22 protein-coding genes and 1 tRNA gene are annotated in these 23392 nt (G+C 62.7%); 14 read left to right on the top strand and 9 right to left on the bottom strand.

Annotation, left to right across the window (positions count from 1 at the left end; translation table 11 throughout):
- Positions 1 to 38: 38 nt before the first annotated feature.
- From J2D75_RS09350 to tyrS, 4 genes are all read left to right on the top strand, one after another.
- Positions 39 to 2156, top strand: a complete 2118-nt coding sequence (locus J2D75_RS09350) for a GMP reductase (protein ID WP_207854568.1) — start codon at positions 39 to 41, stop codon at positions 2154 to 2156.
- Complete coding sequence (locus J2D75_RS09345; RefSeq protein ID WP_207854567.1) at positions 2153 to 2872, top strand: histidine phosphatase family protein; 720 nt, start codon at positions 2153 to 2155, stop codon at positions 2870 to 2872. Before J2D75_RS09350 ends, J2D75_RS09345 begins: the two co-directional genes overlap by 4 nt.
- 52 nt (positions 2873 to 2924) lie before the next feature.
- Complete coding sequence (gene tldD, locus J2D75_RS09340) at positions 2925 to 4403, top strand: metalloprotease TldD (protein ID WP_207854566.1); 1479 nt, start codon at positions 2925 to 2927, stop codon at positions 4401 to 4403.
- 112 nt (positions 4404 to 4515) lie between these two features.
- A complete protein-coding gene (gene tyrS, locus J2D75_RS09335) occupies positions 4516 to 5790 on the top strand; it encodes a tyrosine--tRNA ligase (protein WP_207854565.1) in 1275 nt (424 codons plus the stop codon).
- A gap of 183 nt (positions 5791 to 5973) precedes the next feature.
- On the opposite strand, the gene J2D75_RS09330 is transcribed toward tyrS, so the two are convergent.
- The 7 genes from J2D75_RS09330 to J2D75_RS09300 all read right to left on the bottom strand — a co-directional run bounded on the left by J2D75_RS09330 (position 5974) and on the right by J2D75_RS09300 (position 10053).
- Positions 5974 to 6048 (bottom strand) — tRNA-Thr (locus J2D75_RS09330).
- A 123-nt stretch (positions 6049 to 6171) separates the two neighbouring features.
- On the bottom strand, positions 6172 to 6585 hold the full coding sequence (gene dksA / locus J2D75_RS09325; RefSeq protein WP_141375850.1) for an RNA polymerase-binding protein DksA: 414 nt from the start codon (positions 6583 to 6585) through the stop codon (positions 6172 to 6174).
- 344 nt (positions 6586 to 6929) lie between these two features.
- Positions 6930 to 7523, bottom strand: coding sequence for a single-stranded DNA-binding protein (ssb, locus tag J2D75_RS09320; RefSeq protein ID WP_207854564.1), 594 nt, complete (start codon positions 7521 to 7523; stop codon positions 6930 to 6932).
- Between the two features lie 110 nt (positions 7524 to 7633).
- Positions 7634 to 8272 (bottom strand): 16S rRNA (guanine(966)-N(2))-methyltransferase RsmD, encoded by a 639-nt coding sequence (gene rsmD / locus J2D75_RS09315; RefSeq protein WP_207854563.1) that lies wholly within the window; start codon positions 8270 to 8272, stop codon positions 7634 to 7636.
- Positions 8273 to 8274: 2 nt separating this feature from the next.
- Positions 8275 to 9060, bottom strand: a complete 786-nt coding sequence (locus tag J2D75_RS09310; protein WP_207854562.1) for a pseudouridine synthase — start codon at positions 9058 to 9060, stop codon at positions 8275 to 8277.
- The gene (locus J2D75_RS09305) at positions 9057 to 9788 is read right to left on the bottom strand and encodes a gamma-glutamyl-gamma-aminobutyrate hydrolase family protein (RefSeq protein WP_207854561.1); all 732 of its coding nucleotides are present in this window, start codon (positions 9786 to 9788) and stop codon (positions 9057 to 9059) included. The genes J2D75_RS09310 and J2D75_RS09305 overlap by 4 nt, the downstream gene beginning before the upstream one ends.
- A gap of 118 nt (positions 9789 to 9906) precedes the next feature.
- On the bottom strand, positions 9907 to 10053 hold the full coding sequence (locus J2D75_RS09300) for a hypothetical protein (RefSeq protein ID WP_207854560.1): 147 nt from the start codon (positions 10051 to 10053) through the stop codon (positions 9907 to 9909).
- On the opposite strand from J2D75_RS09300, the gene J2D75_RS09295 reads away from it, so the two are divergent.
- The 3 genes from J2D75_RS09295 (at position 10052) to J2D75_RS09285 (ending at position 12742) form a co-directional block, all read left to right on the top strand.
- Positions 10052 to 10246 (top strand): hypothetical protein, encoded by a 195-nt coding sequence (locus J2D75_RS09295; RefSeq protein WP_207854559.1) that lies wholly within the window; start codon positions 10052 to 10054, stop codon positions 10244 to 10246. The genes J2D75_RS09300 and J2D75_RS09295 overlap by 2 nt on opposite strands.
- Positions 10247 to 10318: 72 nt before the next feature.
- Positions 10319 to 10867, top strand: coding sequence for a nucleoside deaminase (locus J2D75_RS09290; protein WP_207854558.1), 549 nt, complete (start codon positions 10319 to 10321; stop codon positions 10865 to 10867).
- Between the two features lie 285 nt (positions 10868 to 11152).
- The gene (locus J2D75_RS09285; protein WP_408736757.1) at positions 11153 to 12742 is read left to right on the top strand and encodes a Do family serine endopeptidase; all 1590 of its coding nucleotides are present in this window, start codon (positions 11153 to 11155) and stop codon (positions 12740 to 12742) included.
- A 137-nt stretch (positions 12743 to 12879) separates the two neighbouring features.
- Here the strand turns inward: J2D75_RS09285 and J2D75_RS09280 are convergent, their stop codons facing one another.
- A complete protein-coding gene (locus J2D75_RS09280; protein ID WP_207854556.1) occupies positions 12880 to 13665 on the bottom strand; it encodes a Crp/Fnr family transcriptional regulator in 786 nt (261 codons plus the stop codon).
- A 428-nt stretch (positions 13666 to 14093) separates the two neighbouring features.
- On the opposite strand from J2D75_RS09280, the gene J2D75_RS09275 reads away from it, so the two are divergent.
- The 6 genes from J2D75_RS09275 to J2D75_RS09250 all read left to right on the top strand — a co-directional run bounded on the left by J2D75_RS09275 (position 14094) and on the right by J2D75_RS09250 (position 20763).
- On the top strand, positions 14094 to 14903 hold the full coding sequence (locus tag J2D75_RS09275) for an OmpW/AlkL family protein (RefSeq protein WP_207854555.1): 810 nt from the start codon (positions 14094 to 14096) through the stop codon (positions 14901 to 14903).
- A gap of 7 nt (positions 14904 to 14910) precedes the next feature.
- Positions 14911 to 16314 (top strand): oxygen-independent coproporphyrinogen III oxidase, encoded by a 1404-nt coding sequence (gene hemN, locus J2D75_RS09270; protein ID WP_207854554.1) that lies wholly within the window; start codon positions 14911 to 14913, stop codon positions 16312 to 16314.
- 255 nt (positions 16315 to 16569) lie between these two features.
- Positions 16570 to 17256, top strand: a complete 687-nt coding sequence (locus tag J2D75_RS09265; RefSeq protein WP_207854553.1) for a 2OG-Fe(II) oxygenase — start codon at positions 16570 to 16572, stop codon at positions 17254 to 17256.
- A 127-nt stretch (positions 17257 to 17383) separates the two neighbouring features.
- Positions 17384 to 19021, top strand: coding sequence for an electron transfer flavoprotein-ubiquinone oxidoreductase (locus J2D75_RS09260; RefSeq protein ID WP_207854552.1), 1638 nt, complete (start codon positions 17384 to 17386; stop codon positions 19019 to 19021).
- A gap of 63 nt (positions 19022 to 19084) precedes the next feature.
- Positions 19085 to 19834: an electron transfer flavoprotein subunit beta/FixA family protein gene (locus J2D75_RS09255; protein ID WP_207854551.1), complete on the top strand. Its 750-nt coding sequence runs from the start codon at positions 19085 to 19087 to the stop codon at positions 19832 to 19834.
- Positions 19835 to 19836: 2 nt separating this feature from the next.
- Positions 19837 to 20763 (top strand): FAD-binding protein, encoded by a 927-nt coding sequence (locus J2D75_RS09250; protein WP_207854550.1) that lies wholly within the window; start codon positions 19837 to 19839, stop codon positions 20761 to 20763.
- 81 nt (positions 20764 to 20844) lie between these two features.
- Here J2D75_RS09250 and J2D75_RS09245 read toward each other — a convergent pair whose 3' ends face one another.
- Positions 20845 to 21576, bottom strand: coding sequence for a TetR/AcrR family transcriptional regulator (locus J2D75_RS09245; protein WP_207854549.1), 732 nt, complete (start codon positions 21574 to 21576; stop codon positions 20845 to 20847).
- Between the two features lie 156 nt (positions 21577 to 21732).
- Between J2D75_RS09245 and J2D75_RS09240 the strand changes: the two genes are divergently transcribed.
- Positions 21733 to 23262, top strand: coding sequence for an efflux transporter outer membrane subunit (locus J2D75_RS09240; RefSeq protein ID WP_207854548.1), 1530 nt, complete (start codon positions 21733 to 21735; stop codon positions 23260 to 23262).
- Positions 23263 to 23392 lie beyond the last annotated feature (130 nt).

Raw genomic sequence — 23392 nt, 5'->3', positions numbered from 1 at the left:
ATGTCCATGAACGGAAACGGGAGAGCCAAGCGCTGAATTTGCCAGTCAGATCAGGTCAGGACATTGCTGCGCCGGATAGCACGGGGGCCGATGCCTCGATTGCTGGTGGTGTGGAGAGCGCCTGTTACGCGCCAGCGTCCTTTCCGTCCTTTCATGCCCTGCTCCTGCGGGAACTGGAAGCCCTGTTTGCCGGTGCGGTTGTATCGCCCGCTATTGCCGCCCGTTACCTGATTGCTGCCGCCCGTGCTGCGGCCTGCACCACGCCGCCGGGTCTGGCGGTTGCGGACAGGGCGGTTGTGCCGCCTACCGGCCCGCTGGCCTGTCTGGCCGAGACGTCCGCCCCGCCGGCTGGTGCGCTGGATGCCTGTCTGGTGGCGCTTGCACCCGTGCTGGCGCTGGTACCCGCAAGCCGGGGCGTGAATGCGCTGGACGGAGCCGAAACCCTGCACTCATGGGCCTGTGCTGTATGGGATATGCTGCCCTCCACCGCCCGTATTCTGGCGTCCGGGGGGGATGAGCGGCTTGATGGTCAGGCTGGCAACGGGCTGAACCGTTATGGTGTGGGCAGCCTGCCCCGGCCAGAGGTGCTGGCTTTTGCCTCCTCCACCGCGTCCGACCCCTCTGCACGCGGCTTTGCCGCCGCTCGTGCGGCGCGGCTGGCGCTGGTGCGTGCTCTTGCGCGGGAGTGGCCGGATTGTGCGGCCATGAATGCGGCCAAGGCAGCCGCCATACAGGAAACCAAGGCGTTTCTGGCGACATTTTTCGGGGTGGATAGCCCTGATCACATTATTCTGGCTGCTTCCGGCACGGATTGTGCGATGGCCGCTACGGCGGTGTGTGGCCTGCGTGGTAGCCCCGTAACCATTGTGTTGCCCGGTGCGGAGGAAACTGGCTCGGGTGTGCCGCAGGCCGCGCGGGGCCGTCATTTTGCCAGCCGCACGGCGCATGGTGTCGCGGTGGAAAAAGATACGGTGGTGGACGGGTTTTCCGCTCGCACGGTCTGTGTGCCGGTGGCCGTGCGTGAGGCGGATGGCGCGCCCCGCCCGGCGCGCGATGTGCTGGCGGACTGCACGGCCCATATCGAGCAGGCCATCCGTCTGGGGCGGCGTGTTCTGCTTTATGTGCTCGATGTTTCCAAAACCGGTCTGGTCATGCCCGATGTCGCGGGGGTGGAGGCGTTGTGCCAGCGCTTTCCCGGTCAGGTGGATGTGCTGGTTGATGGGTGTCAGGCCCGTTTTCTGCCTGAACAGGCCGGGGCGTTCCTGCGTCGTGGCTGGGCGGTTATGGTAACGGGGTCGAAGTTCTACGCCGGGTCAACTTTCTGTGGCGCACTTTTGCTGCCCCGGCGCTGGCGGGCACGGCTGGCGGGCGAAGGCGATGCGGCCCATGCCACAGGCCTGTCAGGCGGGTTATCGGAAGGCCTGCCCGCAGGGCTGGCCGATTACGCATGGCGTGTGGAATGGCCCGCAGCCCCGGTAACGGCCTGCCTGCCCGAAGGGTTCAACGCCGGGCTGTTCCTGCGCTGGCGCGGCGCCTGTGCCGAAATGGCGGCCTTTGCCGCAACGCCGTTGCGCGAACGCCAGCACAGGCTCAACCTGTTTTTGTCCGGTGTGACCGATGCGCTGATCGCCTGCCCTATGGTGCGGCTTCTGGCCTCCGGGTGTCGTGGCGATGCCGGGCACTGGACATGGGAAGAGAGCATCCTCAGCTTTCTGGTGCTGGCCCCCACCGCGCGGGAGGCCGATCATGTGCGGCCCGCCGTGCTGGATATGGAGCGTAGCCGCAAGCTGCATCGGTGGTTGCAGGCTGATCTGTCGCCTTACGTGCCTGATGGCCCGGATGCGGCAACCCTGCGCCCCCTTGTGGCCCTGCCCTGCCATGTGGGCCAGCCGGTGGCCCTACCCTGTGCGCAGGCGCTCGGCGGGGTGGCAGGCGCGTTGCGTATTGCCGCCAGTGCGCGCCATGTCACGGCGGGCGAGGCGGATGCCGTGACCGAAACCACGGCCCTTGTGCGGGCGGTTGGGCAGGTGTTGCGTAAGCTCGTTTTCGTGCTCGACCATTGGGAAAGCATCGCCGCGCGTGACCCGGCACCCTGTGCCGCCCGCGCATTTCCGCTCTTGCGCTTGAGCGGCGGGGGTCGCACAACAGGGGCATGAGCGACCCTATTCCCGGCAGCGTCACTCTTGCAGATGTGCAGGACACGCAGGAGCATTTTCTCGATGGCCCCCGGCTTGAGACCGGCATTACGCGGTTCTGGCTGATCCGCCATGCACTGGTGGAGGAAAATGCCCGCCTGTGCATGTATGGCAGCATGGATGTGCCGCTCTGCCCCGAAAGCCTGATTGCACAAAAACCTATGTACCGCGCACTGGCGGCCCGCCTGCCCGAGCGCGCACACTGGCTGATCAGCCCGTTATCGCGTACGCGGCGCACCGCAGAGGCGATTTTTGATGCGGGCTATACGCTGGCGGATGGCACCCTGCCCGCCTTGCAGGTTGAGCCGGAACTGATCGAGCAGAATCTGGGCCGCTGGCAGGGTCTGACCTATGACCGCCTGCCCGGCCACCTGCATCTGCCGCCGCATCCGTTCTGGCCGGTGGGGGCGACTGACCGCCCGCCGGAGGGCGAAAGTGTGGCCGATGTCTGTGCGCGGGTGGGCCATCTGCTGGACAAGCTGGCCGCGCAGTACGCCCGGCAGGATGTGGTGGCCATAGCCCATGGCGGGGTTATCCGCTGCGCACTGGCCCATGCCCTGCGGGTGCATGCGGAAACGGCGCTGCATTTTTCGGTGCAGAATCTGTCTGTCACTATTCTGGAGCGGCTGGATGCGGGCTGGCGGGTCGTGACCGTAAACGAGCTGCCCGGCATCTGAGGCGCATATTGCACACTGTTTTTCTGCCCCTGTCAGGGAAGGTTTTTTGGTCATGACGACATCATTCACTCAGTCAGGGGGGCTGTCTGGCTCACCGGGGGCGCTGGCGGTTACGGATACGCTGTTCTTTGCCCGCCCCGAGGCCACGCTGAGCCGGGATGAGGCCGAAACCCTGACCCGCAAGGCGCTTGCGGGCATGGATGACGGGGAACTGTTTCTCGAATACCGCGAGAGCGAATCCATAGCGCTGGATGACGGGGTGATCCGCTCGGCCTCGTTCAACACCAGTTCGGGCTTTGGCCTGCGGGCCGTGCTGGGTGAGGAAACGGGCTTTGCCCATGCCGATGAACTCAGCCGCGAGGCCGTGCTGCGTGCGGCCAATGCGGTAGAGGCTGTCCGGGCCGGGCGTTCTGGCACGCTGGCGCAGCCGCCGCGCCCCACCAACCAGCGGCTTTACACAGATGCCAACCCGCTGGGCGATACGGATTTTACCACCCGCTCGGGTCTTTTGAGCGAGATTGACGCCTATGCCCGTGGGCGGGATAGCCGCGTGGTGCAGGTTATGGCTTCGCTGTCGGGTGAATGGCAGGCGGTGCAGATTATCCGGGCTGATGGCGCACGGGTGGCCGATCTGCGCCCGCTGGTGCGGCTGAATGTGTCTGTGGTGGTGGAGCAGGACGGTCGGCGCGAAAGCGGTGGGCACGGTCTGGGCGGGCGCTATGCCATCAACCGCCTGCTGGAAGTCGAGACATGGCAGGGCGCTGTGGATGAGGCGCTGCGCCAAGCACTGGTCGCTCTTGAGGCCCGCCCCGCCCCCGCCGGGCAGATGGAGGTGGTGCTGGGGGCTGGCTGGCCCGGTATCCTGCTGCACGAGGCGGTAGGCCACGGGCTTGAGGGGGATTTCAACCGCAAGGGTACATCAGTGTTTTCCGGGCGTATGGGCACGCGCGTGGCCTCCCCCGGTGTGACGGTGATCGATGATGGCACCCTGCCCGACCGGCGCGGTAGCCTGACGGTGGATGACGAAGGCACGCCCACCAGCCGCACGGTGCTGATAGAAGACGGGATTCTGCGCGGTTACTTGCAGGACAGGCTGAACGCGCGGCTGATGGGCATGGCCCCCACCGGCAATGGTCGCCGCGAGTCCTATGCACACATGCCCCTGCCCCGCATGACCAACACCATCATGCAGTCGGGCTCGGCCACCACGGAGGAGATGATCCGTTCCGTCAAACGCGGGCTGTATGCGGTGCATTTTGGCGGCGGGCAGGTGGATATTACCTCGGGCAAGTTCGTGTTCGCGGCATCGGAAGCCTATCTGATCGAGGATGGAAAGATAGGCGCTCCGGTCAAGGGTGCTACCCTGATCGGCAGCGGGGCCGAGGCCATGAACCAGATTTCCATGATCGGTGGCAATCTGGAGCTTGATCCGGGGATTGGCACCTGCGGCAAGGCGGGTCAGGGGGTGCCGGTGGGTGTGGGTCAGCCCACGCTGAAAATGACCGGGCTGACGGTAGGCGGCACGGCGTAAGCACGCCACCGGCCCCCTGTTCCGCTTGTCTGGCCACCATGCTAGAGCGTGAACCGGACGGGGCCAGCCCTGCCCGGGTCTTGCTTTGGGCGGAAAAGAGGAAAACAGGATAATGGACGCAAACGGATTTCGCAGCGCTTTCATGCAGGAGGCAGCGGCGCGCGGCTTCATTTTTCAGTGCACGGATGCGCAGGCACTCGATGCGTTGATGGAGCAGCAGTCCGTTACGGCCTATATCGGCTTTGACCCCACGGCGGACAGCCTGCATGTGGGCGGGCTGATCCAGATTATGATGCTGCGCCTGCTCCAGCGCCACGGCCATAAGCCCATTGCGCTGATTGGTGGTGGCACGGCGCGGATTGGCGATCCCTCCTTCCGTGAGGAGGCCCGCCGCCTGATGACGGAAGACGTGATCCGCGCAAACATGGCGGGTATTGAAAACTGCCTGCGCCAGTTTCTGACTTTTGGAGAAAACGGCGCATCGGGGGCGCATGATGCCCGCTTAGTCAATAATGCTGATTGGCTGGACAAGCTGTCCTATATCGACCTGCTGCGCGATGTGGGCGTGCATTTTTCCATCAGCCGCATGCTCTCCTTTGATTCCGTCAGGAGCAGGCTTGAGCGTGAACAGGGGCTGACCTTTCTGGAGTTCAATTACTCCATTTTGCAGTCTTACGATTTCCGTGAACTCAACCGCCTGTACGATGCCCGCCTCCAGCTTGGTGGTTCGGATCAGTGGGGCAATATTGTCTCGGGCGTGGAATTGGTGCGCCGCACGGAACAGAAAACCGTCATGGGCCTGACGACCCCGCTGCTGGCAACGGCATCGGGTGCGAAAATGGGCAAGACAGCGGCGGGTGCCGTATGGCTGTCCGCTGCTAGGCTTTCGGTGTTTGATTACTGGCAGTTCTGGCGCAATACGGAAGATGCCGATGTGGGGCGCTTCCTGCGCCTGTTTACTGAACTGCCGCTGGAAGAGTGCGACAGGCTGGCAGCCCTTGGTGGGGCCGAGATTAACGAAGCCAAGAAAGTGCTGGCCACCGAGGCCACCGCCCTGTGCCATGGGCGTGAGGCCGCGCTGGCGGCTGCTGAGGCCGCCCGCCAGACCTTTGAGGAAGGCCGCACGGTTGCGGCGGACCTGCCGGTGCACACCGTGCCTGCGGCGGCTCTAGCGGAGGGTGTGCCTGCATTCCGGCTGCTGACAGAAGCCGGGCTGGTCAAAAGCAACGGCGAGGCCCGGCGTCTGGTACGCGGTGGCGGCGCACGGCTGAATACGGTGGTGATTGCGGATGAAAACCGCCTGATCGGTGTTGAGGATCTGGTGGATGGCGCAATCAGGCTCTCCGCCGGGCGCAAGCATCATGTGCTGGTCAAACCTGAAGGCTGATACACAGCCGCTTTTGCGGCGATTATGCTCTTTGAACAAAACCCGGCTTTGCAGGCCGGGTTTTTTTGTGCCTGCACCCTCTGCCCGTATGGTTGCAGGCAAGCGGATGCCTGATTGCGCGGCGGGCAGGCCCGAGGGCACTTTCGCGGCAAAACATACGAATTATCATGAATGAAGGAAGGCTGGTGCTGCTGGACAGGATTGAACTGTCGACCTCTCCCTTACCAAGGGAGTGCTCTACCACTGAGCTACAGCAGCGTTGCCTGCGGGGGTTTCTAGCGGCTCGCGCCGCGCACCGCAAGACTGAGGCGACCAAAAAACGAAAAAATTATCCTGCTACCGGCAAGGTTGGCGCGCAGCCGTGCCGGTAGCGGGAGAAAGTCAGTCGTCGCGGTGGGTTTTTTCCATCCGCTCGTGCTGTTCCTGCGCCTCAATGGACAGGGTTGCGATGGGGCGGGCCTCAAGCCGTTTCAGGCCGATAGGCTCGCCGGTTTCTTCGCAATAGCCGTAGCTGCCGTTTTCGATGCGCTGCAGGGCCAGATTGATTTTGCCAATCAGCTTACGGGCGCGGTCGCGGGTACGCAGTTCCAGCGCGCGGTCGGTTTCGACGCTGGCGCGGTCGGTGATATCCGCTTCATGAATACCGCCTTCTGACAGGCTGGCCAGGGTATCCCCGGCCTCTTTCAGCAGATCGGCACGCCATTTAAGCAGTTTCTGCCGGAAGTATTCCGTCTGGAGAGGGTTCATGAACTCCTCACCTTCGGACGGACGATAATCAGGCGGTAGAGTAATCATGTCAGTTATCAGCCTTTGCAATGACAGGAGGCCTGCCCTGAAAAGAATGACGCGGCTTATAACGGCAACAGGTTCATCAGCCAAGAAATTTATGTGATCACGTAAAGCGGAATTTTTTAAATATGAATATTACGTATAAAAATTGATCATATTTAATGTAACCGGACTGAAATACTTGCCTGCTTCCTGCCGGCTGCTATGGCCTTATTGCCACAGTCTGTGCGTACAGGCCACAGAACCACAAGCCCGGCCTGTGTCTATGCTTGTCGCGTGAGCCTGCCTCTGCCCTGTTTTGTTTTAGGCCAGAAGCAGGCTGGTACGGACCGTTTTTTGGCCTGCCGGTCTTAGAACGGAATTTCGTCGTCCAGATCGCTGCTGCCCGAGGCATCCCACCCGCCGGGGGCGTTGCCGCCACGCTGGGGCGAGGGCAGGCGTGAAGGCGCGGCCGAGCCGGAGCCACCGCCGCCATACTCGTTATTGCCCGAACCGCCATTGTTATAGCCGCCATAGCTGCTGGAGCCGCCGTTGCCACCGCCGTAACCGCCGCCGCTGCCGCCACCATAGCCACCACCGCCTTCGCCATCCTGACGGCTGTCGAGCAGGGTCAGCTCCCCACGGAAAGCCGCAAGCACAACCTCGGTGGTATAGCGTTCCTGCCCCCCCTGATCCGTCCATTTACGGGTCTGGAGCGAGCCTTCCAGATAGACCTTGCGGCCCTTGCGCAAAAAGCGTTCGGCGACATCGGCCAGACGGTCGTTGAAGATAACGACCCGGTGCCATTCCGTGCGCTCGCGCCGCTCACCCGAGGCGCGGTCGTTCCAGGACTCGCTGGTGGCCAGCGTAAAGGAGACAATCTTCGCGCCGTTCTGGCTGTTGCGTACTTCCGGGTCTTTGCCCAGATTACCTACAAGTATAACCTTGTTCACGCTGCCTGCCATGACGGACTCCTGTTTTCTGATATGCGGCTGAGGGGTTTCTGTTTTGTGCTCTTTAGCGCAGCCGGGCGACACCCACCAGCGAAAGGGATGAATTTTCGCCCGTGATCCGCTTACAGGCGCCAGACTGAAAGCCGTGCGGCGCCGTGCTGCCGTTCGGCCAGCGCTTCCAGCACCGGCCCCTGAAAGGCCCCGCCTGCCAGTGGTGTGGCGGGCGGCTGGGCGGGGTCGCTGTCCGGGGTTTCGGTGGGTGGGGCGAAGGGCAGGGCTTCATCGCGCGCGGTTTCAGCCACCACAATGGCGTCTGGCGCCAGCCAGCCCCGGTTGCGCAGGGCCAGCAGCGCCTTGCCCGGCAGGCCCATGCGGTAAGGTGGATCGAGAAAAACCAGCCGTGCAGGCCCCAGCGCCGGATTGGCGGCGCGTGGCGCGGTCACATCGCGCGGGAGCACTGTTGTGCGCGATTCCCAGCCGCAGGCATGGATATTGGCGCGCAGGGCGGCCAGTGCCGGGCGGTCGGTTTCGAAAAACGTGACATGCTCCGCCCCGCGCGAGAGGGCTTCCAGCCCCAGTGCTCCTGTGCCGGCGAAGGCATCCAGCACATGCGCACCTTCGAGCAGCGACAGGCCACCCCATGGTGCATGGAGCAGCATGTCAAACAGAGCCTGCCGCACGCGGTCGGCCGTAGGGCGCGTGGTGGAGCCTGTCGGGGCGTGCAGCATGCGGCCCCGGCGGCTTCCGGCGATAATCCGCATGCTCAGTCGCCTGCGGGGGTGCGGCCACCCGAGTGGGCGCGGGGCTTGGCCGGAGTGTCTTCGGCTTTGGGCAGCTGGTCGCGCAGGACGCGCGGGGCGACTTCCTCCAGCGCGCCACGGGGCAGCACCCCAAGCTGGAAGGGGCCATAGCTGGTGCGGATCAGACGGCTGACATGCAGGTTAAGCCCGGACATGACCTTACGGATTTCGCGGTTCTTGCCCTCACGCAGCGAGACAGTCAGCCACGCATTGTCGCCCTTGCGCGAATCCAGTGCCGCCGTAATGGGGCCGTAGCGCACGCCGTCGAACACGCTGCCATTGGCCAGTGCGGCCAGCTGCGCCTCGTCCACCACGCCAAACACGCGCACGCGGTAGCGGCGCAGCCAGCCGTTGGAGGGCAGTTCCAGCCTGCGGGCCAGTGCGCCATCATTGGTCAGCAGCAGCAGGCCTTCGCTGTTGAGATCGAGACGGCCAACGCTGATTACGCGGGGCATCTCTGCGGGCAGGGCGGAAAACACCGTGCGCCGTCCTTCGGGGTCGCGGTGGGTTGTTACCAGCCCGTCCGGCTTGTGGTAGCGCCACAGGCGGGTGCGCTGGGGCGGGGCCACCGGTTCGCCATTGACCTGTACGATATCGTTGTCACTCACGAAGGTGGCCGGGTGTGTTACCGGCTGTCCATTCAGGCGGATACGGCCTTCCCCGATCATGCGCTCGGCGTCACGTCGGCTGGCCACGCCAGACCGGGCCAGCCACTTTGCAATGCGCTCCGCGCGCGGTTCCTGCGTCACCCCTGCTCTCCTGCTGCTTTGATAAAGGCCCTGAACAGCGCCTTGTCCACGGGGTCTATGCCAAATTCCGGGTGCCATTGCACCCCAATGAAAAATTCCTGTGCCGGATCTTCCACCCCTTCGATCACGCCATCCTCGGCCACGGCGTTTACGCGGCCGCGTCCGACATCGCGCACGGCCTGATGGTGGGCGGAGTTGACAGCGGCCCGCGCGCGGTCTTGCGCTATGCTGGCAAGCTGCGTGCCGGGCAGGATGTCCACGGCGTGGCTGGCCTCGTCGCGCGGGTTGGGCTGTTCATGGGGCAGGGCATCGGGAAGGGTGTCGGGCAGGTGCTGGATAAGCGTGCCACCAAGGGCCACAGCCATAAGCTGCATGCCCCCGCATATGCCCAGCACCGGCAGGCCGCGCGTCATGGCTTCGGCCAGAAAGGCGCTTTCGGCGCGGGTGCGGCGGGGGCGCAGGGTTACGCTAGGGTGGCGGGTCTGCTCACCATACAGGGCGGGGTCTATGTCAAACGCGCCGCCGGTAATCAGCAGCCCGTCCAGCCTGTCCATGTAATCGTGTGCAAGCTGCGGAAAAAGCGGGAGCGCTACCGGCAGGCCACCTGCCGTGCTGACAGCCGAAAGATAGTTTTCCCGCATGGCGCACCATGCAAAGCGCGAGTACTGATCAGCGCCGCCGTCTTCAAGATCAAGCGTGATACCGATAACCGGACGGTCTGCCATCATGGCTATGCCTGCTGTGCCCTGCCTGTTTATGCTTATGAGACGCGCTGCACGCCCCACAGCCATTCAGGTGCCACAGCCTGGTGGCTTTGCCTATGCGCTATCGCAACTAGGGGTGTATTCAGCGACCCAGTGCGGAAGGCAGGCTGACCGGCATCATATGGACGGCAGGCTGTGCGGTATTGATGGGCGCTTCAGACACCCGATCCGCTATGGCCACCCCGATTCCCAGAGCCGCCGCCGCAAGAATGAGAGAAAGGCTGTTCATGATCCTGTTCTCCATCATCATGGCTACCAGTTTCCCCCTGTCAGACTGTGTTATGTTACAGAACGTGACAGGGCTTGTTCTTGAGAACGATGACAGAACGGTGAGCCGAATTGCAAGGGAAATCTTGCTTTTTGGTCGATTCGGGATGATTTTTTCATCGGTGGTGGCGCAAGATGGGCTGTGCGCGCTGTAATATTTCGTGAGTATTCTGCATGCGGGTAGGGCATGGGGTTGAAGCGGCGGAGCAAAAAGGGGCCGGACAGTCATGAAGGAGAAAGGCGGCATACCGGGGGTGACCGGGCAGGAAATGGCTCTGGCACTGGACGAGGCCCGGCAGGCCGCAGACCGGGGCGAGGTGCCGGTCGGGGCTGTGCTGCTTGATGCTACGGGTGCTGTTCTGGCGCGTGCGGGCAACCGTGTGGAAGAATGGCATGACCCGTCCGCCCATGCAGAAATGCTGGTCATGCGCGAGGCTGTGCGCCTGCGGGGCGGGCAGCGGCTGGCGGATTGTACGCTGGTTGTGTCGCTTGAACCCTGCCCCATGTGCGCGGCAGCCCTTGCGCATTTTCGGGTCGGGCGTGTGGTGTTTGGTGCGTATGATCCCAAGGGGGGTGGGCTGGAGCACGGGCCTCGGCTGCCCTACCGCGCGGGCGCACTGCATCGCCCTGAAGTGGTGGGTGGTGTGCGTGAGCGCGAGGCGGCGGCCCTGTTGCGGGCGTTTTTTGCGCCCTTACGGTCAGCCGGGGCATTGGAAAACAGCCCCCCGGAGCGTGAAACCACGTCTGACCCCTGCCCGGATGTTTGTCCTGAGTAACCGTACCGTGAGCCTTGCCATGAAAAAGGCGGAAAGTCCGGCACACTGTCATGCAGGCAGCTTGGAGTGTGGCTGACAGGGAGTGCGGTCTGCACCCTGACAGGTTTGTCCGGTGGGGTTTTTTTCCTTTGCGGGGCAACCATATAACCGTTTCAGGCGTAAGGTGGCGCGTTATCCCCGAGTGCGGGCATACTGCGCGCTGCCATGGAAACAGGGGCCAGCGCGGTGCGGTGGGCCGGTATGGAACAAGGAACAGTCAAGGTCGTGATGTCTGGAAAATCTGTGATGAATGACAAACAGCGTGGCCGCGTGCGGAACCGGGTTCCGGCGTTGCTGGCCGGGTGTGCTTTTTTTGTGGGTGGCGTGGTCTCTCCGCTTGGGGTGCACAGCGCACGGGCGGATACCGCTCCCGCTCCTGCAGCCTCCGTGGGAGGCATGATCAAGCCCACCAGCCCCGAACAGCGCATTCCTGATTTTGTTGGTCTGGTCAAACAGGTCAAACCGGCGGTGGTGTCCATTACCGCCATGATCAAGGCCTCTGTCGCGGAAAGCGAGAATGGTGGCGGCATGGGCGGTGGTTCGCCCTTTCCGTTCCCGTTTCCGTTCCAGATGATGCCCCAGCAGTCGCGCCAGCCGGTTGAGGCTCGTGGCTCGGGCTTCGTGATTTCGGCGGATGGCTACGTGGTGACCAACAACCATGTGGTTAAAGGGGCCACCAAGGTTACGGTTACGCTGGATGATGGCACCACCCTGCCCGCCCGCGTGGTGGGCCGTGACAGCAAGACCGATCTGGCTTTGCTCAAGGTGACATCCAGCCAGAAGCTGCCCTTTATCGAGCTGGGCCGCTCCGATGATGTGCAGCCGGGTGAATGGGTGATTGCCGTGGGCAACCCCTATGGGCTGGGTGGTACGGTTACGGCAGGTATTGTCTCCGCCCGTGGGCGTGACATTAACGAAGGCCCGTACGACAACTTCATTCAGGTAGATGCGCCTATCAACCGTGGCAACTCCGGTGGGCCGTTGTTCACGCAGGATGGCAAGGTGGTGGGGGTCAATACCGCCATTCTGTCGCCTTCGGGCGGTGGCTCCATCGGGATCGGCTTTGCCATTCCGTCCGATACGGTGCGCTCGGTTGTGGATCAGCTTCGCAAATCCGGCCATGTGGTGCGTGGCTATCTGGGTGTAAATGCCCAGACCATTTCGCCCGCTATGGCCAGCGCGCTTAACCTGCCTGCTCCTACCCAGCCGGGTGCGCCGCCTGCCGGTGCGCTGGTGGCCAGTGTGGCGCCGGGTAGTCCGGCCGAAAAAGCAGGGCTGAAAACGGAAGATGTCGTGACCGAGCTGAACGGCCAGAAGGTCGGTAGCCCGCATGACCTTGCCGTGCGGGTGGCCGATATTGCGCCGGGTACGCAGATTACGCTCAGCTATATCCGTGCCGGTAAGCCTGATACCGCCAAGGTGACGGTTGGCAATCTGTCAGGTGCGGCGGGGGCTTCGGCGGCATCGGGGTCTCCCACATCTGCCGGGCAGCATCTGGGTGTCTCGCTTGTGCCGCTGACACAGCAGACCCGCCAGCAGCTTGGCCTTGGGGCTGATGTGCATGGCGTGGTGGTGAGCGATGTCGAGCCCGGCTCGGCGGCGGATCAGGCTGGTGTGCGTCCGGGGGATGTCATTCAGGCTGTTGGCGGCGCCAGCGTGGATACGCCCAAGGCGGTGGTTGGGGCGGTGCATGCGGCGCTGGGTGCTAAAAAGCCCGTTCTGCTGCGTATCCTGCGTGAAGGGCAGTCGCTGTTCGTTGCTGTCTCTCCTGATCAGGGTGCCGCAGCTCCCGCATCGGGCGATGGTGACGCCGATGGGGATGACGACGCGAACTGACGCATAACCGTTTTTGTGGTGGGGTCGGGTGTTACAGCCCGGCCCACGACAGAGCGTGCTACGGTCAAATAAAAAACCGGCCCTGCCTGAAAAGGAGGGGCCGGTTTTTTATTGCGGGGCTGCGTGTGGCCTGTGGCTCAGCCCGCACCCTGTCCGGTGGCGATCTGGCGCAGCGCATCGGGTGAGAGAAGGCGGATGCCGTGGTTTTCCGTGCTGGCAATCAGTTTTTCGCGGCGTAACGCGCTGATGGTGCGGCTGACGGTTTCAATCGTCAGGCCCAGATAATCGGCTATGTCCACCCGTGTCATGGGTACGGAGGCTACGGGCATGGGGTCTGGCGGGGTATCGCCCCGCATGGTCTGCTCCGCCTGCGCACGGCCCAGAAGGAAAGAGGCCACTTTTTCACGCGCGGTTTTGCGGCCCAGCAGCAGCATCTGTTCCTGCGCTTCGGCCAGCTTGTCCGTTACGGCGGCCAGCAGGTTGCGTTTGAGATCGGGCTGGTCGTTCAGCAGGGCTTCAAACTGGGGGCGCTGGAAGCGGCAGGCATGCACGGTATCGACCGTTTCCGCCCCGAAAGCATACAGGCCCGAGCGGCTCAGGCCCAGAAACTGGCCGGGATCGGCAAAGCCGGTAATCTGCCGCCGTCCGTCAGGCAGGGATTTGAACAGTTTGACCGTGCCGCGCGTAATATTAAAAAAGGCCTCGGCTGTCTGCCCCTCCTCCACCATGGTAGAGCCGGGGGGCAGCACCAGCCTGCGCGAGGAATGGGCCAGTGCTTCGAGTCCATCGCGGTCTACCCCGTTGCACAGCCCGCCCCGGCTCCGGTCACACAGGAGACAGTGTTGCAGGTCTCCCTCTGCCCTTTCGAGGCGCGTGTGGCGGCCTGCCGTGGGCTGGGACGGAGGGAGGGGGGGCTGGGGCATTATTTGAAATCCAGAAAAACCAGCTGGGTGACCCGTAACCAGTGTGGCGGGGGCCATGGAATACCCTTGCTGCCCCGGACAGGGCGCTGAAACTGTCATAACTATGCGGAGTGTTTTGACATAAATCAATAACACCACATGGGCGCGCTGGGTGCGGGGCTGGGTTGCGTTCGTGCGGGGGTGGGATTGCCAGAATAGGCCCGGTGTCTGAACGCCGGGTTAAAGTCGTCAGGTTCTGCTGTAATCCGCCCATAATCCGCCCGTAACCGGCCTCTATCGGGCCTGTGTGGGGCTTGTGGTCAAAAAGTCACAGCCTGTGCGCATTGCTGGTGGAGCCCCCGGAAAGTTGATCTAGATCAAGGCCGCATCGGACGCGGCATGGTCTTTGCGCAGGAGAGTTTTCAAGTTGCAGTGAAGAGACAACAGGTATGGTCAAGTTCCGCTCCTTCCTTACGGTCATGGTTGCTGGTGTCGCCACCATGACGGGCGCTGCCCGCGCCCAGACAGCCACCTCCAACGCAGCCTATGTGAATGCGCCGGTCGTTGCCCGCGTGCCTGACGCACCGGTCGCCAAAGGCCATTGCGGCATTTTCGAAACCTGCGCCTCCACCAAGATCGGTCTGGGCAAGGGCGACATCATGCTGCGTCTGTCCGGCACCGGCGTTCTGCCGCAGGACCGTCAGAGCACGGTATGGCTGAACAACGGCGGGCTGCCAGGCACGCACCTGTCCACCACCAATCAGGCGATGCCGGAACTGGCGGTTGAATACTTCATCACCGACAACCTCTCGGTTGACCTGATTGCTACCAGCACCCGTCATGAAGTGCGCGCTACAGGTAAGGAAGTGTCCGGCCTGCCGAGCGGTGGTCTTGATGTCGGCAGCGCATGGGTTCTGCCCCCCACGCTGACCTTTGCCTGGCACTTCCGTCCCCACAAGCGCTTCAACCCCTATGTGGGCGTTGGTGCGACTCTGATGTGGTTCTACAACATGCAGGGTGCGAACGGCAGCTCGCTTAACTCCTCCTTCACGGCTGGCCCGACCATCAATGCCGGCTTCGATTATCAGCTCGTTGGCAACTGGTTCCTCAATGCCGACGTCAAGCAGATGTTCGTGAGCATGCATGCCTACGAAAAGGGTGGTCAGATTGACCAGTACCTTGGTCAGGGCTCCAAGATCCGCGCTCAGGATTCGCTGGACCCCACCGTGGTGTCCGCTGGTATCGCTTACCGCTTCTGATACCGGTATGAGCGTGGTTGAACAGCCTCAGGCTGATCTGGTTGCCCGATACAGTGGCAACCTGCCACGCTATACAAGCTATCCGACCGCTGCCAGTTTTACGGCGGCGGTCGGCTCCCCACAGGTGGAGCAATGGCTTGCGGCCCTGCCAGCGAGCGAACCTGTTTCCCTTTATTTCCATGTGCCGTTCTGCGACGAGCTGTGCCGCTTCTGCGGGTGCAATACCTCTGTCATGCGCCATGAGAGCGGGCGTGTGGCCTATGCCGACCTGCTGCGTGAGGAACTGCATCGCTATGTGCAGGCTCTGGGCGTGCAGCGCCGGGTTGGCCATGTGCAGTTCGGTGGCGGCACACCCACCACCCTGCCTGCCGAGGCCCTGCGTGCCCTCATGCGGGTGGTGCGTCTGTGGTTCAGTCTTGAGCCGCAGGCCGAACTGTCGATGGAGCTTGACCCGCGCCACGTGCCGCCGGGGCGGTTGAACCTGCTGGCGGAGCTGGGGTTCAACCGTGTCAGCCTTGGGGTGCAGGATATTGATCCCCGCGTGCAGGAAGCCTGCGGGCGTATCCAGTCCTTTGAGCAGACGCGCGATTGCGTGCAGCAGGCGCGTGCGGCGGGTATTGCTGGCGTCAATATCGATCTGATTTATGGCCTGCCGTATCAGACCGTGCAGAGCATTGCTGAAACCGCGCGCCAGATTGCCGCCCTGCGGCCCGACAGGCTGGCTGTGTTCGGTTATGCCCATATTCCGTGGAAGCAGAAGCGTCAGGGGTTGATCCCCACCGAGTCCCTGCCGGATTCAACCGAGCGTCTGGCCCAGCGTGCGCGCATGGATGCGGTGCTGGTGGAGGCAGGGTACGTGCCGGTCGGGCTGGATCATTACGCCCTGCCGCATGACCCGCTGGCCCGTGCCGCGCAGGATGGCACCATGCACCGTAATTTTCAGGGCTATACAACAGATTCCTGCTCGGTGCTGTTGGGTATTGGCGCATCCGCCATTTCCATGCTGCCCGAAGGCTTTGCCCAGAACGAGGTCAGCACCGCTGCTTATGCGCGGGCCATGGCGGCGTCATCCGCCCTGCCGGTGGTGCGTGGGGTTGCGCGCTCGGCGCAGGATCGTACGCGCGGGGCCATTATCGAGCGGATCATGTGCGATATGGGTGTGCGCCTTGATGGCGGCCCGGTTGCAGCTCTGGCCCATGAAGGGGGCGAGGGTGATTTTGCAGCCGAACTGCACGCGCTGCGGCCTTTTGTGCACGATGGGCTACTCCAGATAGAGGGCGCCACACTGCGCGTAACCGAGCGTGGCCGCCCGTTCCTGCGCAATATTGCCGCCGTGTTCGATACCCATCATGCTGCGCTGGCCGCGCAGGCGGGCGAAAAGGCGCGGCCCCGGTTTTCGGGCGCACTTTAGGCGTCTGCCGCCGGTCTGGCCGGTATGATGTGTCTGGCTGGCATGGGGGCATGACAGGCGGGGGCGGGTGTTGCGGCACAGGGGAGACCCGGCGCATGCCTTGATCCTGCCGGTATTTTGGCGCATGAAATGGAAGCTTACGCCTTTAAGCCCTGTTCCCTGTTGGGGTGAGGGCAGGCTTTCTGCCGGTTTTCCGTGCGCGTTCAGCCTGCATGGGGGCTGGGCCTGTGTCCCATAATGCAAGGATAGGACGGTATGAGCCACGGTGCTTCCCTGTCTCACGGTGTGGGTTCGTCGGATGCGGGGTTTGCCCTGCCCACGATTCTTGCCCGCACGGTCGCGGCCCGCACACCGTATGCCCATTGGCTTTTGGACGATGTACTGCCTGCGAGCGCATGCGCCGCGCTGGAGGCGTGGGACCCCGGCACAGACGCCATTGCAGGCGATGTGGAAGGCCGCCGCGAAACCCGCAACGCGCATCGTGTGTTCGTCAATGCCGAAACCCGTGCGCGTGATCCGCGGCTGGACAGTCTGGCCCATGCTTTCGATAGCGAGACCATGCGGAGCGCGTTCGAGCAGTCCTGCGGCATAGCGCTCGATACGGCGGCCCTGCGGCTGGAGCTGTGTCTGGATACGGATGGATTCTGGCTGGCTCCCCATACTGATATTGGCGCTAAAAAACTCACCCTGCTGGTTTCGCTCTCACGCGGGGCGGATGCGGCAGACTGGGGCACGGACCTGATGACGCAGCACGGCGAGTCCGTGGTGCGTGCGCCGGGGGCTTTCAATTCCGCTGTGCTGTTTATTCCAGCGGATAATACATGGCATGGCTTTGTGCGCCGTCCCATCAACGGGGTGCGGCGCACGCTGATCGTCAATTTTGTCGATGATTCATGGCGTGCCGTGCATGAACTGGCCTTTGGGCCACGGACACAACACTAGCGGCAAAAGCGCGTTCCGGTCTGTTTGCGGGGGTGCCGTCAGGCACCGGGGCTGCGTCTTTTTTTGCAATTTTCTGACAAATCGGGTTTAGGGAGGCCGTTGCAAGAACAACGGGGGTAAATAGGGGATGAGTGAGCCTGTGCGTGAGTCGATGGAGTTTGACGTTGTCATTGTAGGCGGTGGCCCCGCCGGACTGGCCGCTGCCATCCGCCTGCGCCAGCTATCCCCAGACATCAGCGTGTGCCTGATTGAGAAGGGCAGCGAGATCGGGGCGCATATCGTTTCCGGCGCGGTGATAGAGCCGCGCTCCCTGACCGAACTGCTGCCTGACTGGCGTGAACGCGGTGCACCGCTTAACACACCTGTCACGGCCGAGGACATGCTGTACCTGACACGCAGCAGCAGCCTGCGCGTGCCCATGCTGGACCGTTTCATGCCCCATATGGCCAACCACGGAAACTACGTGGTGAGTCTGGGCGAAGTCTGCCGCTGGCTGGCCGCACAGGCCGAGGAACTGGGGGTGGAAATCTATCCCGGTTTTGCCGGGGCGGATGTGCTGATTGAAGAGAACCGTGTGGTGGGCGTTGTAACCGGCGATATGGGCGTGGGCCGTGATGGCCAGCCCGGCCCCAACTACCAGCCCGGTATGGAACTGCGCGCGCGCTACACCCTGTTTGGTGAAGGCTGCCGTGGTTCGCTGACCAAAAAGGTCATGGCCCATTACGACCTGCGCCAGGGTGTCGATGCCCAGACCTACGGGCTGGGCATCAAGGAAGTCTGGGAAATCCCGGCGGAAAAACATCGCCCCGGTCTTGTGCAGCACAGCTTTGGCTGGCCGCTGGACAACAATACCTATGGTGGTGCGTGGCTGTATCACTTTGGCGAAAATCTGGTGTCCTATGGCTTTGTCATCGGGCTGGATTACGCCAATCCGTGGCTTTCGCCCTTTGATGAAATGCAGCGCGTGAAGCTGCATCCGGCGTTCCGCAAGCATCTCGAAGGCGGGCGGCGCATTGCCTATGGCGCGCGCGCCCTGTCCGAAGGGGGTTTGCAGTCCCTGCCCCGCCTCACCTTCCCCGGTGGTGCGCTTATTGGCGATTCCGCCGGGTTCCTGAACGTACCCAAGATCAAGGGTACGCATACGGCCATGAAATCGGGCATGCTGGCGGCGGAAGCCGTGGCCGAAGCGCTCAAGGCCGAGCGTCCTGAGCCTGCGGCCTTTACCGACAAGGTGCGGCGTTCGTGGCTGTGGCAGGAACTGCGCGGCGCGCGCAATATCCGCCCGGCTTTTGCCCGCTTTGGCGCACGTGGCGGCGCGGTTTACGCGGCGCTGGACGCCATGGTGCTGCGTGGCCGCGCCCCGTGGACGCTGCATTTCCAGCACAAGGACAACGAAACCCTCAAGCCTGCCAGCGCGTGCGAAAAGCCCGCTTACCCCAAGCCCGATGGCACGCTGACCTTCGACCGCCTGTCCTCGGTATTCCTGTCCGCTACCAATCATGAGGAAGATCAGCCGGTGCATCTGCACCTACGCAATCCCTCATTGTGGAAAACGGTCAACTGGGATGTGTTTCACGCGCCCGAAGCGCGGTATTGCCCGGCGGGTGTGTACGAAGTGGCGGACGAAGACACCGCACCACGCCTGCAGATCAACGCGCAGAACTGCGTACACTGCAAGACATGCGACATCAAAGACCCTACGCAGAACATAGACTGGACAACCCCTGAAGGGGGCGGCGGGCCAAATTATCCGGCCGGTATGTGAATTTCGGCCAAAATACTGTAAGGGATCGTCCGAACTCTCCTGCGTCAGCAAGCGAAAGAAGTCATGAAGATACTCGTACCTGTGAAGCGGGTTGTTGATTACAACATCAAGCCGCGCGTAAAGGCCGACGGCAGCGGTGTTGAGACCGCCGGTGTCAAGATGTCCATGAATCCGTTCGATGAAATCGCGGTGGAAGAGGCCGTGCGCCTGCGCGAAAAAGGTGCCGCCTCCGAAGTGGTGGTGGTGTCTGTGGGCGTGCAGCAGGCGCAGGACACCCTGCGTACGGCCATGGCCATGGGTGCGGATCGCGCCATTCTGGTGCTGTCCGATGAAAGCCCCGAGCCGCTGGCCGTTGCCAAGGTGCTCAAAAAGCTGGTCGAAAAGGAAGAGCCGTCACTGGTGATCCTCGGCAAGCAGGCCATTGACGACGACATGAACGCTACGGGCCAGATGCTGGCCGGTTTCCTTGGCTGGGGTCAGGGAACGTTCGCCAGCAAGGTGGAACTGGTCGATGGTCGTGCGCGTGTCAGCCGCGAAGTGGATGGCGGCACGGAAGAGGTTTCCCTTTCCCTGCCCGCGATCATTACCGCTGACCTGCGCCTGAACGAGCCGCGCTATGCCTCGCTGCCCAATATCATGAAGGCCAAGAAAAAGCCGCTTGAAACCGTGCAGGCGGCTGATCTGGGTGTGGACATGACGCCGCGCCTGAGCGTTGTCAGTGTTGCGGAACCGGCCGAGCGCAAGGCGGGCATCAAGCTCGACTCCGTGGCGGAACTGGTGGAAAAACTGCGTAACGAAGCGAAGGTGATCTGAGTATGACCGCTCTTGTTCTTCTCGACCACGAAGGCGGCCAGATCAGGAAGGCGGCTCTGTCCGCCGTGGCCGCCGCAACCAAGCTGGGCGATGTGCATGTGCTGGTCACGGGTGATGCCGCCGTAGCACAGGCTGCTGCGTCCATCGCCGGTGTGGGCAAGGTGCTGCATGCAGCAGATGCCCGCTACGCGCATGATCTGGCCGAGCCCCTGGCGGCTCTCGTAGCCTCGCTGGCTGGTGGGTATGATCATATCGTGGCGGCGGCGGGTGCGTTCGGCAAGAACGTGCTGCCCCGTACGGCGGCTCTGCTGGATGTGCAGCCCATTCCCGATGTGATCAGCATCGAATCCGCTGATACGTTCGTGCGCCCTATCTATGCGGGCAATGCGCTGGCGACCGTGCGCTCTTCCGATGCGAAGAAGCTGCTTACCATCCGCTCAGCAGCGTTCGATCCCGCCCCGGCGGAAGGTGGCAGCGCCACCATCGAAACGCTGCCCGGCGTGGACAGCCCTGACGTGTCGCGCTTTGAAGGTGTGCAGCTCAGCACGTCCGACCGGCCTGAACTGGAATCCGCCCGCGTTGTGGTGTCCGGTGGCCGTGGCATGCAGAGCGAGGAAAAGTTCCACACGCTTGATCCGCTGGCCGATGTGCTGGGTGCGGCCCTTGGCGCGTCCCGTGCGGCGGTTGATTCGGGTTTTGTGCCGAACGAATGTCAGGTCGGGCAGACCGGCAAGATCGTTGCGCCCGATCTGTATATGGCGTTCGGTATTTCCGGCGCTATCCAGCATCTTGCTGGCATGAAGGACAGCCGCGTGATTGTGGCTGTCAACAAAGACCCCGATGCCCCCATTTTTCAGGTGGCGGATTACGGCGTCGTGGGCGACCTGTTCGAGGTTGTGCCCCAGCTTGTCGATGCGCTGAAAAAGTAAAACGCTGCTTCAGGCGCCCTGCCCCCTGCGGGTGGGAAAAGGCGGAACCCGCACGCGACCGGCGTGCGGGTTTTGTCGTTTTCAGGGGGGGCTGTTGTTCTGGGCGTCCGGCTGGAGCGCATAGGCGGCCAGAAAGACATCCACCGCAGACTGGATAACCTTGCGTTTGTCTTCTTCCTCGTTTTCCAGCGGCATGTTGAAGCGCTTGCGGTGGGCGATCCGGGTCTGACATAGCGAAAAGAACTGCTCCGCCGCCAGATAGGGGTCATCCGTACGCATGGTGCCGCGCTCTGTCTGCTCGGCAAGCCAGCGGGCAAGGGTTGCCAGCGCCGGGTTGGGGCCGTGCTGCCAGAACGATATGGCCAGTTGCGGAAAATGTGGCGCTTCGGAAACGATGATCCGGTAAAGCACCAGACTTTCGGGTTGGGTAATAAGCTGGATAATGCCACCTGCCATCAGTGTCAGCGTTTCGCGCGGGGTGCGGCCACGCTGGATGGAGGCAAGAATGGGCGGCAGCTTTTCGCGGCAGCGGTGCTCCACATAGGCGGTAAACAGATCCGCCTTGTTAGTGAAGTAGTTGTAGAGCGTACCCTTGGAGACACCGGCCTTGCGCGCAATAGCCGACATGCTCGCTCCCTCGTAGCCGTGTTCAGCAAAAACGAGATTGGCGCCATTCAGAATCTGTTGCCTTTTGGCCTCCGATTCTCCCACACAGGACGGCGCGTTGGCGCCGCTGCCTGACAGCTCGGGTGCCGGTGTGGCGGCACCTGTAGGCCCGGAGGCGGGATCGGAAGGGAAATCGGGGCAGGACATAGGCGGCTTGCTCTGGTGGCTGAGTGATTGACGCGCGAAGGAAAGACGATAGGGTACGCAATGACCGAACCGGTCGGTCAGAACACAAGTGTTATAGCAAAAATTAACGTCGGCGCATAATTTTCCCGGCGTACGGGTTCGAGAAGGGTCAGGCAAGTGGCAAAAACGCAGGTGGCAAAAAGGCGGACAGACACATCCATACTGGTGCTGGCCGTGCTGCTGGCAGGGTGCGCGGTAGGGCCTGACTTTCAAAAGCCCGAAAGCTGGACACCCGATCAGTGGCGGCAGGCCGCAACCGCGCCGCGCTCTCGTCTGCTCAGTGTCACCACCACGCAGGAGCCGCCCGCTGCATGGTGGGGTATTTTTCATGACCCGGAACTGACAGCGCTGGAAGAACGGCTGGCCAGCCAGAACCTTGATGTGCAGCAGGCGGCCGAACAGCTTGCGGTCAGCCGTGGGCAGTTGCTGCTGGCCGGGGCGGAACGCTTTCCCGATCTTGCGGCCTCCGGTTCCTATAAGGCCGCGCAGTATAGTTCCAAGGAAATGCAGTGGGTGCTCAAGCGCGTAGGCCGTCAGGCCGGTGTGGGCGACCAGATCGAATCCGCTGCATCCGGGGCCTCTGTGCCGCTGCTCAACCAGTGGCAGGATGGCCTACAGTCAAACTGGGAAGTGGATCTGTGGGGGCGTGTGCGTCGGCAGTATGAAGCCGCCAAAGCCTATATGACGGCGTCTCAGGAAGAGCGTCGGGGCATTCTGGTGGCAAGGCAGGCAGAGCTGGCGTCTGATTACATCACCCTGCGCCAGTTGCAGGAGCAGGCGCGCATTACCCGTGCCAGCCGCGATCTGGCGGCTGAACTCACGCGCCTGAGCGAGTCGCGTTACCATAGTGGTCTGGTGAGCGAGCTGGATGTGGACAGCGCTCAGGCCGAACTCCAGCGCACCAATGCGCTGCTGCCACAATATGATCAGCGCATTGCCCAGCAGATTAACGCCATTAACCTGCTGATGGGGTCGCCCCCCGGTGCATTGGATGCAGAGCTGGGGCCGCGCGCGGCTATTCCTCTGGTGCCTCCTGCGGCGCCGGTCGGGCTACCGTCCGAACTGGCGCGCCGTCGTCCTGATATCCGTGAGGCCGAGGCCCGTCTGCATGGTGCCACGGCGGAAGTCGGTCAGGCCGCAGCAGATTTCTATCCCAAGGTTACGATTGATGCCGGGTTTGGCTTCCAGTCCCTCTCCTTCCGCGATCTGGGGTTCTGGAACGCACGGGCATGGAATGTCGGGCCGTCCATTACTCTGCCGATCTTTCAGGGCGGGCGTTTGAGCGGCCAGCTTGAAATGAAAAAGGCCTCGCAGCGGGCCGAGGCGCTGAATTACCGCAAGACCGTGCTGAACGCATGGCGCGAGGTAGATAACGCTCTAGTCGCATGGCAGGCCGAGCAACGGCGCAATCAGGCCGTGAGTGCGCAGGTGCAGGCAGACCGGCGGACGCTGACGCTGGCACAGGATCAGTATCGCCACGGGCTACAGAGCTACCTGCAGGTGCTGGACGCCCAGAGGCGCATGCTCCAGTCGCAGACACAGGAGGCCGAAAGCACGGCAACCCTGTCGGGCAACCTGGTGCAGCTTTACAATGCGCTCGGCGGCGGATGGGAACAGGCTTTCCCCGAAGCCAAGACGACGAAATGACCCACAAAGGGCGGCCGCAGGCCGCCCTTTGTTTTTGAGGGGTCTAACCATCTGTTTTGATAGCGTATTTTTTTTGGCAAAAAATGGCTGAATTCCTTGAAATATTTCAGAAAAATGTCAGCAGCCCCAT

Origin of the sequence: Acetobacter suratthaniensis (assembly GCF_017377745.1) — a bacterium.
Taxonomy (GTDB): domain Bacteria; phylum Pseudomonadota; class Alphaproteobacteria; order Acetobacterales; family Acetobacteraceae; genus Acetobacter; species Acetobacter suratthaniensis.
This window is presented reverse-complemented; position numbering and strand designations above follow the sequence as displayed.

Bases quoted from the DNA above. Each gene is read 5' to 3' on its own strand.
- ssb (WP_207854564.1), bottom strand. From the start codon at position 7,523: ATGGCAGGCAGCGTGAACAAGGTTATACTTGTAGGTAATCTGGGCAAA.
- J2D75_RS09245 (WP_207854549.1), bottom strand. From the start codon at position 21,576: ATGTCCTGCCCCGATTTCCCTTCCGATCCCGCCTCCGGGCCTACAGGT.
- J2D75_RS09255 (WP_207854551.1), top strand. From the start codon at position 19,085: ATGAAGATACTCGTACCTGTGAAGCGGGTTGTTGATTACAACATCAAG.
- J2D75_RS09295 (WP_207854559.1), top strand. From the start codon at position 10,052: ATGATCCTGTTCTCCATCATCATGGCTACCAGTTTCCCCCTGTCAGAC.
- J2D75_RS09260 (WP_207854552.1), top strand. From the start codon at position 17,384: ATGAGTGAGCCTGTGCGTGAGTCGATGGAGTTTGACGTTGTCATTGTA.
- J2D75_RS09290 (WP_207854558.1), top strand. From the start codon at position 10,319: ATGAAGGAGAAAGGCGGCATACCGGGGGTGACCGGGCAGGAAATGGCT.
- rsmD (WP_207854563.1), bottom strand. From the start codon at position 8,272: ATGCGGATTATCGCCGGAAGCCGCCGGGGCCGCATGCTGCACGCCCCG.
- dksA (WP_141375850.1), bottom strand. From the start codon at position 6,585: ATGATTACTCTACCGCCTGATTATCGTCCGTCCGAAGGTGAGGAGTTC.
- tldD (WP_207854566.1), top strand. From the start codon at position 2,925: ATGACGACATCATTCACTCAGTCAGGGGGGCTGTCTGGCTCACCGGGG.
- J2D75_RS09300 (WP_207854560.1), bottom strand. From the start codon at position 10,053: ATGAACAGCCTTTCTCTCATTCTTGCGGCGGCGGCTCTGGGAATCGGG.
- J2D75_RS09280 (WP_207854556.1), bottom strand. From the start codon at position 13,665: ATGCCCCAGCCCCCCCTCCCTCCGTCCCAGCCCACGGCAGGCCGCCAC.
- tyrS (WP_207854565.1), top strand. From the start codon at position 4,516: ATGGACGCAAACGGATTTCGCAGCGCTTTCATGCAGGAGGCAGCGGCG.
- J2D75_RS09250 (WP_207854550.1), top strand. From the start codon at position 19,837: ATGACCGCTCTTGTTCTTCTCGACCACGAAGGCGGCCAGATCAGGAAG.
- J2D75_RS09305 (WP_207854561.1), bottom strand. From the start codon at position 9,788: ATGATGGCAGACCGTCCGGTTATCGGTATCACGCTTGATCTTGAAGAC.
- J2D75_RS09265 (WP_207854553.1), top strand. From the start codon at position 16,570: ATGAGCCACGGTGCTTCCCTGTCTCACGGTGTGGGTTCGTCGGATGCG.
- J2D75_RS09275 (WP_207854555.1), top strand. From the start codon at position 14,094: ATGGTCAAGTTCCGCTCCTTCCTTACGGTCATGGTTGCTGGTGTCGCC.
- J2D75_RS09285 (WP_408736757.1), top strand. From the start codon at position 11,153: ATGAATGACAAACAGCGTGGCCGCGTGCGGAACCGGGTTCCGGCGTTG.
- hemN (WP_207854554.1), top strand. From the start codon at position 14,911: ATGAGCGTGGTTGAACAGCCTCAGGCTGATCTGGTTGCCCGATACAGT.
- J2D75_RS09345 (WP_207854567.1), top strand. From the start codon at position 2,153: ATGAGCGACCCTATTCCCGGCAGCGTCACTCTTGCAGATGTGCAGGAC.